Below are 18,349 nucleotides of genomic sequence, written 5' to 3'. Positions count from 1 at the left end.
ACCCAATGGTTATAATTCATTCCCCAATATTCACAATATTCCAGTAAGGTTGCATCTGGGTATTTTTCAACCATTGCAGCTATTTGAACTTCACATCCATCTAACTCACCCTTCATTAACCCACCTTGTGGTTTGGGTTTTACGTGACCTTCATTCTTCTTCATCAAGAGCAGTTTTTGTACAAAACTTTTGGCTACACCGAACCTGGAAGCCACTTTCCTAACAGAGGTATCACCTTGCTCATAAGCTTGTACTATTTTTTCTCGTAAGTCTATGGAGTAAGCTTTCATTTTACTCGTTGACGCACCAGAGCTAGTGTACCTCATTTACCTGCAATCTGCTGTATTACATTGATATTTGAGCAATAACTTTGAATTTGTTCTGGTAAACTTAAGGGCAACCAATCTCCACTCAAAAAAGCTAAACGTAACGATCGCACTGTGGTATTTGGCTGTGCAGATAAATATTCCGTTAACATTTGCATTAGAACTGGAACTGTATTCCAGATTGTCACCCCGTGTTTAACAATTAGCTCATACCAGCAAGCAGGGTCTTTAATTGCTTCTTGGGGTGGAATAACTATACTTCCCCCAGCAGCAAGAATACCGAAGATATCGTAGACTGATAAATCAAAATTTAAAGCTGATAAAGCTAAAATGCGATCGCTATTTCCAACCTCAAAGCGTTGGTTAATATCAACAATTGTATTCACCGCACCCCGATGGTTGATCGCAACTCCTTTAGGTAATCCCGTAGAACCCGAGGTATAAATTACGTAGGCTAGATTTTCGATATTTTCATCATCTTGTAGGAATGTGCGATCGCATAAAAAATTCGTACCATTATGTAGAGAGGTTGCATGCAACCTCTCTACATTAGATTTATTGTTAATACATATACTTTGTAACCCTGAAGGTAAAGAAAAATTCTTTTCTAAATCGGATTGGGTGACAACTAACTTAACTTGTCCTTGTTCGAGTAAATACAACTTTCGCTCTTTAGGTAAAGCCGGACCTATCGGTAAATACGCCGCTCCAGACATTAAAATTCCTAGAACCGCTACAACTTGCTCCCAACCTTTTTCCATCACCACAGCGACTAAAGTGTTAGGAATTGCTCCCAACTCTTTTAACTCAACTGCTAATAATGATGCTTTTTGGTATAGCTCCTCATATGTAAAATTCCTTTCATTGGAAATTACTGCTAAAGATTGGGGTTGTGTTTTTACGCGATCAGTAAACAAACCATGCAAAGTCTTCTGACAAATTGGAGCCTTAGTATTATTAACCTCATATTGTTGAGATTGCTGAGTTGGAGGTAATAATTCTTGTTGTGCTTCTACCCAAGCAGACTCGGAATTTGCTAAACGCTCAAGTAAATTGCAGTAAGCCCCAAACATATCATCCAAAAGACCTTCAGGGAAGAGTTCTTCCACTCCATCCCAGTTAAATATTAGCCCCCCATCTTTCTCTCTGACTTGATTATCTAGCCAAACTTGGGGGGTTTGAGTAATACTGTAAACCTCTTCTCCCAAACCCTCAAACATCGATATCCCTTCACCAAGGGATTCTAAACCCAAGGTGCTAGTAAAAACTATCGGTATAACTTGATAGCTTTCTCGCCGACGATTTAATTCTCGTTGAACCTTGACCGCACTGATAGATCCACGATCTAAATCTTGCCATAGTTGCTGCTGTAATTGTTGAGCGCTCTGGACAAATGTATTCGGAACTGAATTATCTACTTCCAAAAGCGTTAAAGAAGTGAAATCTCCAACTATATCGTTAACTTGGGGATGCACCGACAAACGATTAAACAAAGTCAGATTAATGGTAAATTTCTGACTTTTACTCCAGCGACCAAGGATTTGAGCAAAAGCATTCAACAAAACTCCGCTAGCAGTCAGATTAAACTGATTTCCCCGATCTTTTAATTTTTGCCATTGGGTTGGTGATAGTTGGGCGCTGCGACGTTTAAATTCAGGCTTTGTTATGGAACTTGGGTTCTTTGCTAAGGGTAATTCTCCTCCGGGAGGTAAAGTGTCTAAGCGGTTAAACCAATACTCCCGAGAACGTCGATATTGTGGTGTATCTGATAAAGTTAACTCCGTCAGAACATAATCCCGAAATGAAAGTTCTAGCGGGGGTAATACAAACTCGGGATTCTCATAAAGTTTAGTCCACTCTCGTCCCAGCACAAATACACTCCAAGCATCAGCAATTAACGCATCGAAGCTGAGATGGAGTCTAGTACGCACCTCATCTAAACGAGTCGCTCGAATTTCAAATAAAGGGAAGCGATCGGCTCTTAACACCTCATGGGACATGCGATCGCGAATGGATTCTAGTTCGGCGTTAACTATTTCAGGTGCTTGTCCGCACAAATCTAAAAGTTCAATCTCATAGGGGGGAACAACTTCCTGAACTTGCTGCTGACCATCTGGTAAAATTACAGCCCTGAGCATATCATGGCGATCAATTAATTTTTGCCATGCCAGGTTTAATCTTTGTAGATTTAAATGTTTAATGTCTAGTTCTATGTAACCGTGAGCAGCGATATTACCAAGTTCAAAAGCTTCATTTCGACCTAACCAGTAAGCTTGTTGAATATCGGTCAGGGGAAAAGGTTGATAACGTTCTTCAGGGACAGGAACAACTGTGGGTAAAGGAACTAACGCTTCAGACTGAGATTCAGCTTGGCGATATTTTGAGAGATTCTGGTTAAGTTCAGCTACTGTGGGAAATTCCAACAAAGAACGCAAGGGAAACTCAATGTTAAAGGTTTGCTGTAACCTAGAAACTACTTGAGTTGCAAGAAGTGAATGTCCTCCCAACTCAAAAAAGTTATCGTGAATTCCTACTCGTTTGAGTTTCAGTACCGAAGCAAAAATATTAGCGATCGCTTCTTCTGTAGAGGTGCGGGGTGCAACAAATTCTACTTGTCGATTTTTCTCTACGTCTGGTGCGGGTAAGGCGCGACGATCAATCTTACCATTGGGAGTTAAAGGTAAAGCCTGCAAAATTACGAAAGCAGATGGAACCATATAGTCAGGTAACTTCTGCCTGAGGAAATTACGGACTTTCTTAGTACTCAAAGATTCTTGGTGAGGAACAATATATGCAACCAAATATTTGTTATCTACTTGTTCTGTTCGAACAGTTACCACTACTTCTTGTATTTCAGGATGGGTACTAAGAACCGCTTCAATTTCTCCCAACTCGATGCGGAAACCACGAAGTTTTACTTGATTATCAATTCTACCCAGAAATTCAATGTTCCCATTAGGTAAATATCGAGCTAAATCTCCAGTTTTATAAAGGCGTTGTGCTTGTAGTTCTTTTTTTACTTCTTCTGTTATTTCCTTATTGTTTACAAAAGGATTAGAGATGAATTTCTGTTCGTTCATTTCGGGACGATTGATATAACCCCGAGCCAAACCAAGACCACCAATGTGCAGTTCTCCCGGAACCCCAATAGGAACTGGTTGGAGATAACTATCTAATATATAAATTTGTGTATTATTAAACGGACGTCCAATAGGAACTAACTTATCAACAGACAAATTAATATCTATATTTTCAGAATTTTTACTTTCAAGAGCTTTATTCTCAAGAGTTTTATTCTCAAGAATTTTACACCCAAAATATGTGCTATCGATGGTCGCTTCACTTACCCCATAGGAATTAATCAAGCGAGTATTAGAACTGCAAAAATGTTGAAATTCTTGATATTCTTTGACGTATAAACTATCTGAACCTACCACCAACAAACGCATAAAGTGAAGGTTTTGCTTAGTTTTGTCCAGATATTGCACCAAGTTCCGCAGAACAACTGGGACAAACTCTGCACTATCAATCTTCTCTTTGCACATCAAGTTATAAAGCTTTTGGGCTTCCAAAAGCCATTCACGGGGACATAAAACCAACTTACCCCCAGAACAAAGAGCGCGAATTAGATCCCCAGAAAATACATCAAAAGAGAAACTAGCCATTTGCAGATGACTAGTAAGAGAATCAAGCTGATATGAATCTTTCCAAGCCCAATATGCATTAATTAGACTGCGGTGTGCGATCGCAATTCCTTTAGATGTACCTGTAGAACCTGATGTGTATACCACATAGGCTAAGTTTTCCGATGTTGCACTATTAATTAAATTTGTTTCACTTTCTTGACTAATGACTTCCCAGTCTTTATCCAAACAAACTACTTGTAAATCAACTGCTTGTGAATCAACTACTTCTAAACAACCCGTAGATGAATCTGGATCTGTCAAACTTTCTACAAGTTTTTCTTGAGTCAACAGTACCGATATTTGGGAATCACTGACCATGAAATTCAAGCGCTCTTGGGGATAAGCAGAATCTAAAGCCACATAAGCTCCACCAGCTTTGAGAATTCCCAGTAATCCCACAACCATTTCTAGGGAACGCTCGACACAAATTCCCACTCGTACCTCTGGTCTTACACCCAACCTTTGCAAATAGCGTGCAAGTTTATTTGCTCGGAAGTTTAACTCTTGATAAGTCAGTTGTTGGTCTTTAAACGATAATGCGATCGCATTTGGTTTTTCCTTTACCCGATCTGCAAACAATTCATGAATGCACCGATCGCAAGGATAATTTACTAGATTATTATTCCATTCCCCAAGCGAATAATATCGTTCGAATTCACTTAGCAAAGGTAATGAAGCAATATCCTGCTCTGGATTGATGATAATTCCTTCAAGCAAAGTGTGGAAATTATCCGCCATCCGAGCGATCGTTGTCTCATCAAACAAGTCCGTTCTGTACCTGAATACACCAACTAGAGATTCTCTCGTCTCGACAATATCTAAAACTAAATCGTTTTGTCCTTCCTGCTGCGGTATGACAAAAGGTTCTAAGGTCAAACCTCCCCAATCTTCTCTGGTTTTTGTCTTAGTAGACATAGATAACTCATATTCCGGAGCCATTTCCTGGAATTGCAACATATTAAACGAAGCACGGAAAAGTCCCAGAAGACTGGGATTATCGCGATTCAATTGTAAGCGCTCAATTAATAAAGGAGAAGGATAATCTTGATGGGTAAGTGCTGCTAATACCGTTTTACGTACTTGAGACAGAACCAGATTGAAGGTAGGATTCTGTGCAAAATTTACTCGCATAGCAAGCATATTCACAAAAAAGCCCACAGTATTTGAAAACTCAGCTTTACTTCTTCCCTCCGTCGGAGAACCAACAACGATATCTTCCTGACCCGTGTAGCGATGAAGCAGTACTTGAAAAGCTGCGAGCAAAGTCATGTAAAAGGTTACTCCTTGGGCTTTCCCAACATTCCTAAGACTCTCAGCTAACTCTTTAGTTAATTCAAACTCGTAACAAGCTCCTCGATCGTTCTGGACTGGCGAACGGGGGTAATCCGTAGGCATATTTAGTACCGGTAGTTCTCCCGCAAACTGTTTCTGCCAATATCCCCATAGTTCTTTAGCAACAGGACTTTTGAGCATTTTATCCTGCCATTGCACAAAGTCCTTGTAGGAATATTTAATAGGTGCTAAAGATACCTTTTTACCCGTATTTTCCGCCTCATAGAGCAAACGTAACTCATCTAGAATAATCCCAAACGAGAAACCATCTACTGCAATGTGATGTATTGTCAATAATAAAACATACTCTTGTGGAGAGCGAGTAAACAGATTTACCCGTATTACACTTCGTTCCAGATCGAAAGGACGCTTATATGCTGCGATCGCTTCCTTAGTCAATTTATCTTCATCCCAATTTGAAGCATCAATTGTTTCGATGCAGATTTCCTGGAATTCATCAACCTCTTGAAAAGGTTCTCTATCCCCTTGACCAAATCTAGTACGTAGTGTGGAATGACGAGCAATCAATATCTGTAAAGCCCGTTGTAAAGCCGAAATATTTAAGTGGGAACAGATGCGAGTTGTAAAAGCAATATTGTAAGCAGCGCTATGAGGTGCAAGTTTATATAAAAACCATAGACCTTGTTGACCATAACTAAGAGGATAAGACTTAGAACTATAAATATCCTCACGCAGTAAATCAGTAATTTCTGTTTTATGCTGCTTAATTTGATTTAACAGTGTGGGAGTTAACGCTTCTTTGGGAGCACGATAACGCAGCTTATCACCCTCGACCCACAATTCCACATTCTGTTGTGAAAGGTCTTTCAGAAAATCAACTAAATTATTCATATTTCCCCTTCTAACCAATCACCGTCACTTATTTCTGTTACTTGTTGCAAATCTTTTTCCTTGGTTTTTGCTTCGAGTTCTAAACCTGGAATATAACCATTCGATTCAGCATTTTGTATCAGTTCTTCCAACAGAACTGCTAGATCGAAAAGGCTAAAGTCTTCCAGGAATTTCACCGCAGCTAACTCCACTGACCAATCATTTCTCAACTGATTTCTCAGTTTTACAGCAATCAGAGAATCAATCCCTAAATGCTTGGTAGACTGTTGCATATCTATTTCAGATGGGCTGATACCTATAGCTTTCGCAATCTGATTTTGCATATAAGTTCCTAAAATGTCTTGACGCTCGCTTGGAGTAATTTCAGTCCAATTTTCTAATAGTTTCTGCTGTCTTGCTACAGCCTGCTCAGCCTTTTTTTGCGTTTTAGTCTCACCAATTAATTTAGAATTCATGAGAAAAATTATAGTTTTAAAATCAATACTAAAGCTTGGGGAAATACATATTTTTGAGCATTATCAATAATGGTCTATTGGCTTCCATTCTTGTTTATATTTTTTTGGATAGAAATTTTCAAATCTATATCTTTTGCAGTTTTATAATTTTTTGAAAAATTCTTCTTTGACATTTTGTGGCGTTGCTGTAAAAATTTTTGAGATTAATATATATCAATTATTTTTAATTTCTGATATTGCAATTATTATATTCTCATAAAAGATCGATGATTTTTACATTATCAAAGGAAGTTTTAAAAGTATATTTTACTATCATGATGAGCACAGAAAAGCAGACCAATACTTACATTAAGCCTTGCTCTGCATTAAATCTGAACAAAGTCATAACTGTAAAATGATATCTTTCAAAACCTTTTAAAAATCTTCTTCAAATTAGAATATAACCTAAAACCTATTCTCAGTAATGGCTATCAAAAAAAATACATATTAGTTTTTACTATTATTGATAATTTTTCTTCTTAGCCCGATTAATAGTGATTAATAATACTTTTGTTCTAATTTATTTTTCCCCATTCTTCAATAATAGGTGTATAAATTATCAAAATCACATATGGCGTGATGTTTAAATAAATACAATAATGTTTTAAGTATTTACTATTTGTTAATTTTCTGTATTTTTATTTGAGGGAGTAATATAATTTCACTATTTGACAATCAGTAGAACCAATCTTAAATGCTTATTTATTAAGAGTTTTTAAAGTATACTGATAGCGGCTCTGAATTATAAGAATAATTAATCCAAAAATAAGTTAACAAAAATCCACTAACCGTGTTGTTTGTTAACTGTAAAAATACTTGTTCAATTATATTTGCACTTCGAATCACCCAATCCCTATATACTGCGATGTACGTGCAGCGCATTTGAACGCATAAATGAACGCTTGCGAATGTAACGCCTTAGTTCGCGCCCCATGTTAAGCTGTTCCATCTGGCTGCGCTACGTACAGCGACGCAGTACTATTTCTAATACCTAATCACCTCACCACTACCTAACAGAAAACGCTTCACTAAATCGACGAGTTACAGGTTCAACAATAAAAGTCAAAATTGATTTTTTACGAGTGACAATTTCACCTGTTGCGACCATCCCAGGGGTAAACATAACCTCTTGATCCTTGACCATCATTGCATGTTTACTTAATTTAATTCTGGTAGGAAAAACTAACCCTAATTCTTCATCAACCGTGGCGTTGGGACTAATCTCTACTACTTCACCATTAACAGTTCCAAATTCTTGGAAGGGGAAAGTAGCCATTTTTACTTTCGCTTTCATTCCTTGACGGATAAAGCCAATATCTCGGTTACGAACTTTTACCTGCAACATCAATTCTTCACCTTCTGGTAGAATTGACAGCAACTCTTCCCCTGATTGTACCGGTCCTTTGGTTGCTTTGATGTTGTAAACAGTTCCAGAAACTGGTGCTGTAATAGTTTCAGAGTTTTGGCGCTTTTTTGCAAGTTCTAATTGACCAGTTATATTTGCAAGTTCTTCCTTACGCTTGTTGATTTCCGTTAATATTTCGCTTTGACGTTGGGAAATTAAACCTTTTGCTCGATTGCGAGCTACTTCATATGCTTGTTCGGCTTGTCGAATTTCTTGAGTTTGAGCAGCAATATCTTTTTCTAAAGACTTAGCTTTATCTTCTGCTTGTGTAATTCTGTTCTTAGCGTTAACTATCTGGTCATTAGCTTTGGTAACTTCTGTATTAGCGCGATTGAGTCTTTCCTGAGCTTCCAAATAATCCAGTCGGGGAACAGCACCGGGTTCGGCTAGAACGCGGAGACTTTTTTCTCGTTTTTGAGCTAAAGTTTGCGAGTTTTCGACTTTTTCCCGAATTTTTTCGGAATTGGCTAAATTAGATTTAGCGTTATTTAAAATAATTTTGGCATTATTAAGATTTTCACGCAGACGACTGAGGCGAGCTTTGGCTTGTTTAATAACTGCAATTTGACGATTTGCTTCAGCTTCAGCACTAGCTTGACGTGATATATAGTCCTGTAAACGAGAAGTCAATAACTCATTTTGTAATGGGTTTTGGGTGGTGTTTTTCCCCCAACGTTCTGCATTTAAACGCTGTAAATCTTGCCTGATTAAAGCTGCATTTCTCACCAAACGAGCAACGTCTGTTTGTTTTATTTCTGGATCGCGTTCAATTAAAGCTTGGTTTTTTTCGACTTCATCTCCTTCTCTAACTTTGACATCCAGGATACTTCCTTCACCAATAGAGGTCACTGGTCGTACCTGGGTTGCAGCAATTATTTCTCCAGGAGCGGTTGCTACTTCATCAATTTTAGAAAAATGTGCCCAAGCGATCGCACCACAAACAACAACACTAATTGTACCTGCAAGGATTCTAGTGTAAAGCGCTGGTAATTCTTGCACTGCTTTTCCTAATTCATAGGATAGTTGTTCCTCTGGTTTGGCAAATTTTTGTTTTGTTTGGCGTGCTTGGGTTGCATTAGCTGCTAAAGGATATTTCATATTAGTAGGGAAGACAGCACTAATAGATTTTGGTTTTAGTATAGTGAATACCCTAAACTAAAATGTATTATTTGTAGCGAATTGGGGATTGGCGACTAGGGTGAGCCCGCACCTTACGGTGTTAGCATAGCGTGGCGTTAGCCATATGGGGATTGGCGACTAGGGATTAGGGATTGGTGACTTAAGACTAGTAAGTCATTAATTATTACCCATTACCCATTACCAATTACCAATTACCAATTACCCATTACCAATTACCCATTACCAATTACCAATTACCCATTACCAATTACCCAAAAAATCAAAATTCAACAATCACAGGAGTATGGTCGCTAGGTTTAGTTAATTTTCTCGGAGCAACGTCTATAGTGCAACTTTTCGCTTTTTGGTAAAGTTCCGGTGTCAGATAGTGATGATCGATTCGCCAACCTTTATTACGAGGAAATGAAGCTGCGCGATAATCCCACCAACTATAATTTTCTCCTTCTGTTGTGAACTTACGAAAAGCATCTGCAAAACCCAAATCTAAAATATCTCGTAAAGCTTGGCGCTCGGCGTCAGATGCCATTATATGATTCTTATTTCGGGAATTTTCGTGGATATCCCTATCTTCTAAAGCAATATTAAAATCGCCACACATACAAATGTCTGGGGATTTTTCCAATACTATACTTAAATATGTCTGTAATATTTTTAGCCATTTTAATTTATATTCATATTTTTCACTACCGATAGCTGAACCATTGGGTACGTAGAGGTTTACAATCCTAACTCCTTCTAATATGCCTGTAATTACCCTTTTTTGGTCATCCCAATTTGTTTCTATATCAGGCAAAATTCCTTGAAAGCCAGTAGAAACATTATCTAAAGGCTTGCGGCTAATTAATGCGACCCCATTATATGACTTCTGACCATACTTGTATAAGTTGTACCCAGTATCTTCAAAGGGTTTAACAGGAAAATCAGCATCTACAACCTTGGTTTCCTGCAAACAGAGAACATCAACAGAATTTTGATTCAACCAATCCACAACATGTTCTAAACGAGTACGAATTGAGTTGACGTTCCAAGTAGCTATTTTCATTTTGAGTTGTTATTGATAACAGATAATAGGTAATCGGTAATTGGTAATATCTGTCAAGCTTTACCTAAAAGAATTTCAGCAAACTCTCTACAATTAAACAAAAATTGATTTGTAAATACGATTGTGAACTTTCAAAACACCTTGTTTTTTGACGATTAGACCTGACAACAGTAATTCTCTTTCTTCTGGGCTATCAATTGCTATAATTTCTCCCTGATGCCAAATTTGTCGATACAGTTCTATTAGCTGAGTTGATTGTTTACTTTGAAAAAGGCGATCTCTTATAGTTCTTAAATGCTCTGGTTCGTCTTGTGATTCCCAATTATCTATTATCTTTTTTTGTACTAAATTCCTAATCCATTCTGCTTCTGTTTTACTATCAATAGAAGAAAATGAATTGCTACAGATAATTTGACAGAGTTTTTGAGTCAGAAAAGGTTGACCGCTCGTCCATGCTAATACTTCTTTAAGTACTGTTTGAGGATTATTCACTTTCTCACTTAATCCTCGAAGTAAAGGCTGAGCTTCGTGTTCTTTAAAGCCTTCAAGCTGAATCGCCCTACCGATATTAAATGGAGTTGTCTGGGTATGTGTCACTAAATCTGACGGAGTAGCAACTCCAAAAAGAGCAAAGGTTAAACGTTGATATTCGGAATTAATACTACGTTGATTGTAACAGGAACGAATTAAAGCAAAAAAGTCATTGACTGGGAATTTTAAACCCAAAATACTATCAATCTCATCGACAAAAATAACCAGTTTTTTGGGCGATATATCATCATGTTTAGCAATTTCAACAAGTAAAACTTCTTCGATAAATTGACTCAATCGTTGAATTGGAGAAATATCTTTTCGCTCATTCCACCAAGTTTTGAGATTAACCTGTCTCAGCAAACCAAAACTTCGCCATAGCTCTACCGTAAAGCCCTTGTACCATTGTTCGGGTGTCACATTCTCACTACCGATTCGGGTTAGGTCAATTGCCCCACAACTAAACCCTTCATGTTGCAGGTGATTCATCATTTGTACCATCAGGCTGGACTTACCCATTTGTCGGGAATTGAGAACATAACAAAAATCACCACGCTTTAATGCCTTATATAGATGACGGTCTGCCGATCGCACTACATAGGTAGGAGCATCCATAGGTAAACTTCCTCCCACTTGATAGTCAAAATTTGCAGTTTGTTCGACGCTTCTAAGTAATTGGTTTTCAAAAATTAGTTCTGCTTGGGTGGCTTTAAGAATTTGTAAAGTTTGTGATAGTTCGCGGGTACGTTGGGAAACTTTTTGTTCTAAGGTGCGGTTTGACTCGGCTAAAGCTTCTTTTGCTTGTTGTAAATCAAGATTTTTGCGTGCTAATTGGCGAGTAAACTGAATTCGCTCAGATTCTGCTTGTTTGCGCTCTGTAATATCTTTAAAGGCACAGATAGCATAAACAATATCACCATGTTCGTCGAAAACTGGCGTAGCTGAAACTTCTAAAGGAATAATCTTGCCGTGGGAGCGAATTTCCATATCGTCAATGGTTACATGTTCTCCTTGTAACGCCCGCATTAAGGGAGTTTGAGAACTGGGGTACAATTCTTCTGTACCTGCTTTGTATGCCTGATAAATATCAATTAATTCCTCAGGATTATTAGTCCTTGTAATCCCTTTACCAAGTATTTGTTGTGCCATTTGATTGGCGTAATAGGGCTGAAAATTGGTATCAACAACAAATATACCTACTGGGACAGCTTCCAGGAATTGGGCAATTCTCCTTTCAGTTTCACGTAACTCTAATTGCGCGCGTTCGCGTTCGGTGATTTCTTGCTGAAGGTTAAGATGAGTTCTAATGCGAGCTAGCAATACTTCTTTAGCGATTGGTTTGTTGAGATAATCGTTGGCTCCTATTTCCAATCCAGTAACTAAATCTGAAATGCGATTTTTGGCAGTTAATAACACAATGGGCAGTTCGTTGAGTTGCCAAGAAGAGCGAATTTTTCGCGTAACTTCATAGCCGGTCATTCTCGGCATCATTACATCCAGCAAAATTAGGTCGGGCTTGGGATTTTTTTCCAGAACAGCTATGGCTTCTAAACCAGATGAAACTTGGGTAATCTTATAATTGTGCAATGATAAATAATTTACTAATACCTGGCGATTTATTAACTCATCATCCACAATCAAAATGTGCCATGGTTGCGATCGAGTAGTTTGAGAGGGGTCATCCCCTAGTTTTTCAATAGAAAATTCTTCCCTATTCTCCCCCTTGGGTACCACAGAGCTTTCTTCCCATAAGTTATGGCTTATTTGGGAATTAATCGATAATTCAATCGATTGTTTAGCAGCCTCATACCTTGGATGCGGTGAAATTGGTAAGGTAAATATAAACTGCGAGCCCGAACCAAATTTCGACTGGACGGTGATTTCTCCCTGGTGTAATTCTACTAATTTCTTGGTGACTGCTAAACCCAAACCCGTACCACCATAAACCCGGTTGGTAGAACCTGAAACCTGTTCAAAAGATTCAAATATTCGTTCTAATTTATCTTCTGGAATGCCAATACCTGTATCCTTAACTGAAATAGCCAGATAGTTATCTAATAATTCTGCTGTAATTTCTACAGTGCCACTTTCAGTAAATTTAATTGCATTACCAACTAAATTATATAGAATTTGTTGCAAGCGATTTTCGTCAGCATTTGCTGGTGGTAAATCAGGAGAAATATTATTAATCAACCGCAAAGACTTCGAACCAATAAGAGGTCTGGTGTGAGTAATAACTATTTCAGCTATTTCTCGCATTCCTATTGGTTTAAGCTTTAGTTCAATATCTTTGTGCTTGATCTTAGAAAAATCCAAGATGTCATTCACCAGGTTGCTTAAACGCCGACCGCTAGCAACAATTAATCCTAAATTGAACCGAGTTTGCTCAGCTAGTAAACCAGTAGCCCCATCAATTAAAGTTTCGGCAATTCCAATAATCCCATTGAGGGGAGTTCGCAATTCGTGGGAAGTATTGGCAAGAAATTCATCTTTTAAGCGATCTAGGTTTTGTAACTCAGTATTTTTAGTTTCTAGATTGGCAAATGATATTTCTAAGCGTTGGTGGGATAGCTCTAATTCCCTTGTCATTTGGTTTAAAGCGCGGGCAAGCACCCCAATTTCATTTTGAGTCTGAATCGGGGTAGTGGGTAAAGACTTATAATTACGCTTCTGGATTTCTGCACTTACCAGACGTGCAGTATGGGTAATTGCCGTAATAGGTTGGGTAATTTGGCGAGCCAACAGAAATATTCCTAGCATTAGCATTCCAGATAGAATCATGCCGTTTAGCCAAATCGATTGAGCGAGTTGTCTTGCTGGAGCAAAAGCTTCTTTTTGGCTAATTTCCCCCAGTAATGCTACATCGCGATCGCCTAACCAGTGATATACTCCTATCGATGGTATACCTTTGTAATTCTTATAAAGCCCTCGACCGTTGCGACCATTTAAAGCATTAGCAATTCCTTGGCTATAAATTCCATCAGGAAATTCCTCCGAACCAAACTTTTCTGCTGAAATAAAACCAATTTGACCCGATGGATTACGACTTAAATTGGCTGCAAGGTAAGTTTCTCCACTTTTTCCTAAGCCAGAACGCTCTCTGATGATTCGATCAACACGATCCAAGTTTAAATGGGCAGCAAGTATTCCCAATCTTTCACCAGAAGAGTCTAATATTGCTGTTTGTAAGGTAATTAAAGGTTTTTCCTGGAAAACAGAGAGATAAAAATTGAATTTAATATTATCTGTAGATTCTGGGCTTACTTCGCTGAATTGAACCAGAGGTTGATATTTATTAATTTCTTTGGGGTTAGTGGAAACAAGAGTTCTTCCACCTTCGGCCAGAATGAAAATATCCTGTAATCCTGACTGATATTGTTTAAAGGATTTTAAAGATGCTTGGAGGCTAGCTTGTGCTTCTTGGTACTTAAGTTTGGTGCTGCTAGGACTCAAAATTATTCTAGCTTGGGTTTTAACTTCTGGAAGCTGGGCAAGGGATAAAACATCATCTTTTTGATGGAGAAGCCAATGTTGCAGTCCATCATCTTTAAGAGAAACTGCAATCTCTAATCGCTCAAAGACAGATTTTGTCAGAGATTGTTTAGCTCGCTCAAAGGCAAGATATCCCACAAGTGAAAGCACAATCAAGGACAAAATTAAAAAAGAACTAACAAGTTGAATTAGCAAGCTTTGTTTCCAAAATTTCATGCTCTACTCTTCTTGAACTAATTACAACCACTATTAATTAATATTTTGCCACCAAAAAAATATATCCTTGATTTTCTCAATTGCTTCATCTGCTGCAGCTTCAGGTGAAAGACCATCAATAACTATCCGCTTCATGGTTTGACCCCAAATATTTTTCCTGTGAACTTCAGAGTACGCAGGATTAGAAACTTTGTTTAAGGGACGGGTAAAATTTTCTTTTAACTGCTTTGCTGCGACAAAAACATGGGGATCTGCAGAATTGCTCCAGAAAGGATCTTGCCAAAGTATTGGCATCACAGGATACCAACGCCCAGCAGCATTATTAAAATATGTTTTTAGGATTTCTGGTTGGATGAAATACGATAAAAAATCCTTAGCTGCTTTTTCGTGTTTGGATTCAGCAAAAAGTACCAACTGTTTAAATGCAACCAAAGATTTCATTTTTTGCCCGTCTGGTTTTTTGGGAAACTCAATTGTCCCCATCTGTTGGAAGTAAATCTCTTTGTCTGTCTTCTGGGAAGCAGGAATTGACATGGTGGTATTTTCAACCACAACTGCATTTTGATTGAGGAATTCGATATTGTTATCAGAAGGTCTCCAGTTTACGCTTTTAGGAGGTACATATCCATCTTTATAGAAGTTTGTTACCCATTCCAGAACCTTTATTAATCCTTGGCGTACCTCTGGAACATCCAATTGCAGTTGCCCTTTTTCATTTAGTATTTTGACGTTGTAAGCTTCCAGAAATTGTTCAAATCCATAAAAAGTATCACTAGTAGCTTCTGTCCCCATTGGTAAAGCCAAAGCATAGACTTGTTTTCCATTTGCTTCTAACTTTTTCTGTACTTGTTTCCAAAAATCCCAAAAAGCATCCCACTCATGGGGAATATCCAAACTCTTAAAACCCGCCTCATTTAATAAACTGCGCCAGTAGTGGAGATGAACAGAGCTTTGCTTAAACGGCACCGCATAATAAGAAAATTTTTTACTTTTTTGGTTGTAAACATATGCAGATCTCAGAGCAACAGGATCATAAATATCCTGAAGTGGTTCCACGACATCGGAAACATCTGCCAATTTTCCTTCCCATGCCCAACTTTGAGTGAGTTCAAAGTCAGTTCTCATAGAAAAAAGAATGTCAGGAGGATTTCCAGCCTCAATGGCTGTAAAAGCTAATTTGTGAATATCATTTTCACTAATTATTTCCAGCTTTACGGGAATATGACTTTTTTCAGACCAATCTGCAACTATTTTTTTTATTGATTTATCTTCTGTAGCAAAGTAACCTTGATTCCACCAAATTGTAAGAGGATGATCGCTGTATGCTAATTCTGATGTTGGCTCAAAAGTTTGACTGTTAAAGATTGCTAACAGTAGTGTAAGTATGAATAAAATAGTTAATACATATTTACGTAACATCAGACTCGTCCTAGAGCTTAAAAGCTAGTTTTTACAGAACTTTGAGACCAATATCCTTAAATATTTTCTTTTGGTGCGCCCTTATGGAGAAATAGAGTAAAGATTGGGTTTAGATATATTTTGTTTGGTTTTGAGCGAAAAGATATAACCCCCAATGAGATCAGCGAATACTAATTTTTTTAAGGTTTAATTTTCCTGTTAAAACTAAATTACCAACTCATTGCCTAACCATTTAATAACCTGTCATATTTATTTATTTTAGTATTGTACGCGAGTTTAAATTTGTACAAATCTGTTATCAAATCCCTCACAGTTTTTGGTAATATACTTTACTTTTTTTGAAGAGCGAAAAATAGGTGTACCTTGAAGCTCAAATCAGAAGTGAGTTTAGAGTCGTATTTTCTAACATCATATTTAAGATTATTATTTTGCCCCGCTACAAGTGACGAACAGCAATTCCGCAATTACTGCGTAGCAAAGATTTAATTTTACTCAGACAAGATGTTTAGAAAAAAATAAAGTAGAACGGTCGAATTTAACGATTTATTCAACATTAGTTTCTGCTGAATCTTTTGTCCTCAATGAGTATTGTCTCAGAAATGAGAAATCTGCATCAGTTCTCTTCCTAAAGATAATATTGACAAAAAATATGTAGTGCAAGATACATAGAATCTCACTTTGGGGCATTATTTTATGCTTCCGAAGGTAGATGTAAGTTATTTGTCAAGACATATAACCTGACTATGTAGTTATTTCATGAAAAATTTATTTTTTGCAATAAATATTCTGAAATAGACGATCAGAAAAAAATAAAAGTGATTTGGGGCTTATAGTCTCTCAAGAGAAAATAAAGCAAAACTAGACGACTAGACGCCAATTAGGTTAATTTAATTTTATGTAATCAGGAGAGTATAAATACTTATCCTGTTTTATGGTCTAAGTCCTAATTTCAAAAAGCCTAATTTCAAAAAGTCTAATTTCAAAAAGTCTAGTTTCAAAAAGTCTAGTTTCAAAAAGTTCAACTCAAGAACATCAAACTCAAGAACATTAAGCTGCTGTACCAAAACAAACAGATGAAAATTGCTCAGGTAGCCCCTTTGAGGGAAAAAGTTCCACCTTTAAACTATGGAGGAATTGAACTTGTTGTCAGTCGTTTAACTGACGAATTAGTACGTCGAGGTCATGAAGTAACTTTGTTTGCTTCTGGTGATTCTGAAACTTTAGCGACATTAGAGGCGGTTTATCCCCGAGCATTGCGCTTAGACCCAGATGTCAGTGATTACGACCTTTACGAAATGCTGGAACTAAGCCAGGTTTACCAAAGATTTGCAGAATTCGACGTAATTCATTCTCATATAGGGGTTATGGCGTTGCCGATGGCAAGTTTGGTGTCAACTCCAACCATCCATACTTTACACGGAAGCTTTACACCTGATACTTCTAAAGCTTTTAGTTATCATCAAAACCAACCCTACGTCAGTATTAGCGATGCACAACGAAAGGTAGACCTTAATTACGTTAGTACTGTTTACAACGGTATTCTTACAGAAAACTATTCTTTCTTTGAAAGGGCTGAAGAACCTCCTTATTTAGCATTTTTGGGACGTTTGTCACCAGAAAAAGGACCACAAAACGCCATTGCGATCGCGAAAAAATCCGGCTGGACGCTAAAAATGGCTGGCAAGATAGATGAAGTAGATACTGAATTTTTTGCTGCGGAAATCGCTCCTCATATTGATGGAGAGCAAATTCAGTATTTAGGTGAAGTTTCCCACCCACAGAAAGTGGAACTTATGGGGAAAGCAGCAGCGACACTTTTCCCTATAACTTGGAGAGAGCCTTTTGGACTAGTAATGATTGAATCTATGGCAACTGGTACGCCAGTGATTGCAATGAATTTGGGCTCTGTACCGGAAGTCATTAATGATGGTGTTACAGGTTTTGTTTGTGAAAACATTGATGAAATGGTGGAAGCAATACCCAAAGTGTTGCAACTCAATCGTCAAGTTTGTCGAGAATATGTAGAAAATAAATTCACCGTTACCCAAATGGTAAATGGATATGAAGCAGTCTACGAAAAAATAATTCAACAACGGATTGAATCAAATGGACGCATTCATGCGGCAAAGATTCAATACTAGGTAATACAGTTCAATATTTTTGGATTAGGGCATTTTTTTGTTGACTGTTCCCTATTTGATTCCCAAGAATTTTAATTTCAACAAATTCAATTTCAACAAATTCAATTCCAACAAAGTCAATTCCAACAAATTCAATTCCAACAAATTCAATTCCAACAAATTCAATTCCAACAACAATTTAATACGCCTTTTAATTAGGGCTTGCTGAATAAATACAAAAAGGTGATGGTTAATACATTATCAGACCCAAGGAATATATTCAGATGCAAGAAA

8 protein-coding genes are annotated in these 18,349 nt (G+C 37.6%); 1 reads left to right on the top strand and 7 read right to left on the bottom strand.

From position 1 onward, the window contains the following. The 7 genes from BC008_RS10345 to BC008_RS10315 all read right to left on the bottom strand — a co-directional run. Positions 1–290 (bottom strand): IS630 transposase-related protein (locus BC008_RS10345; RefSeq protein ID WP_058183343.1); only part of this gene is annotated, 290 nt, incomplete at its 3' end. Between the two features lie 32 nt (positions 291–322). Further along, on the bottom strand, positions 323–6,196 hold the full coding sequence (locus BC008_RS10340; RefSeq protein ID WP_058183499.1) for a non-ribosomal peptide synthetase: 5,874 nt from the start codon (positions 6,194–6,196) through the stop codon (positions 323–325). Further along, positions 6,193–6,651 (bottom strand): acyl carrier protein, encoded by a 459-nt coding sequence (locus tag BC008_RS10335; protein ID WP_027845712.1) that lies wholly within the window; start codon positions 6,649–6,651, stop codon positions 6,193–6,195. The genes BC008_RS10340 and BC008_RS10335 overlap by 4 nt, the downstream gene beginning before the upstream one ends. A gap of 1,045 nt (positions 6,652–7,696) precedes the next feature. Continuing rightward, positions 7,697–9,193, bottom strand: a complete 1,497-nt coding sequence (locus BC008_RS10330) for an HlyD family efflux transporter periplasmic adaptor subunit (protein ID WP_027845711.1) — start codon at positions 9,191–9,193, stop codon at positions 7,697–7,699. Positions 9,194–9,494: 301 nt separating this feature from the next. Beyond that, on the bottom strand, positions 9,495–10,277 hold the full coding sequence (xth, locus tag BC008_RS10325) for an exodeoxyribonuclease III (protein WP_027845757.1): 783 nt from the start codon (positions 10,275–10,277) through the stop codon (positions 9,495–9,497). Positions 10,278–10,370: 93 nt separating this feature from the next. Further along, a complete protein-coding gene (locus BC008_RS52435) occupies positions 10,371–14,516 on the bottom strand; it encodes an ATP-binding protein (RefSeq protein ID WP_082650533.1) in 4,146 nt (1,381 codons plus the stop codon). A 33-nt stretch (positions 14,517–14,549) separates the two neighbouring features. After that, on the bottom strand, positions 14,550–15,935 hold the full coding sequence (locus BC008_RS10315; RefSeq protein ID WP_027845759.1) for an ABC transporter substrate-binding protein: 1,386 nt from the start codon (positions 15,933–15,935) through the stop codon (positions 14,550–14,552). 1,073 nt (positions 15,936–17,008) lie between these two features. Between BC008_RS10315 and BC008_RS10310 the strand changes: the two genes are divergently transcribed. After that, positions 17,009–18,076: a glycosyltransferase family 4 protein gene (locus tag BC008_RS10310; protein WP_027845760.1), complete on the top strand. Its 1,068-nt coding sequence runs from the start codon at positions 17,009–17,011 to the stop codon at positions 18,074–18,076. Positions 18,077–18,349: the final 273 nt, after the last annotated feature.

The sequence above is a fragment of the Mastigocoleus testarum BC008 genome, assembly GCF_001456025.1.
Lineage (GTDB): Bacteria > Cyanobacteriota > Cyanobacteriia > Cyanobacteriales > Nostocaceae > Mastigocoleus > Mastigocoleus testarum.
This window is presented reverse-complemented; position numbering and strand designations above follow the sequence as displayed.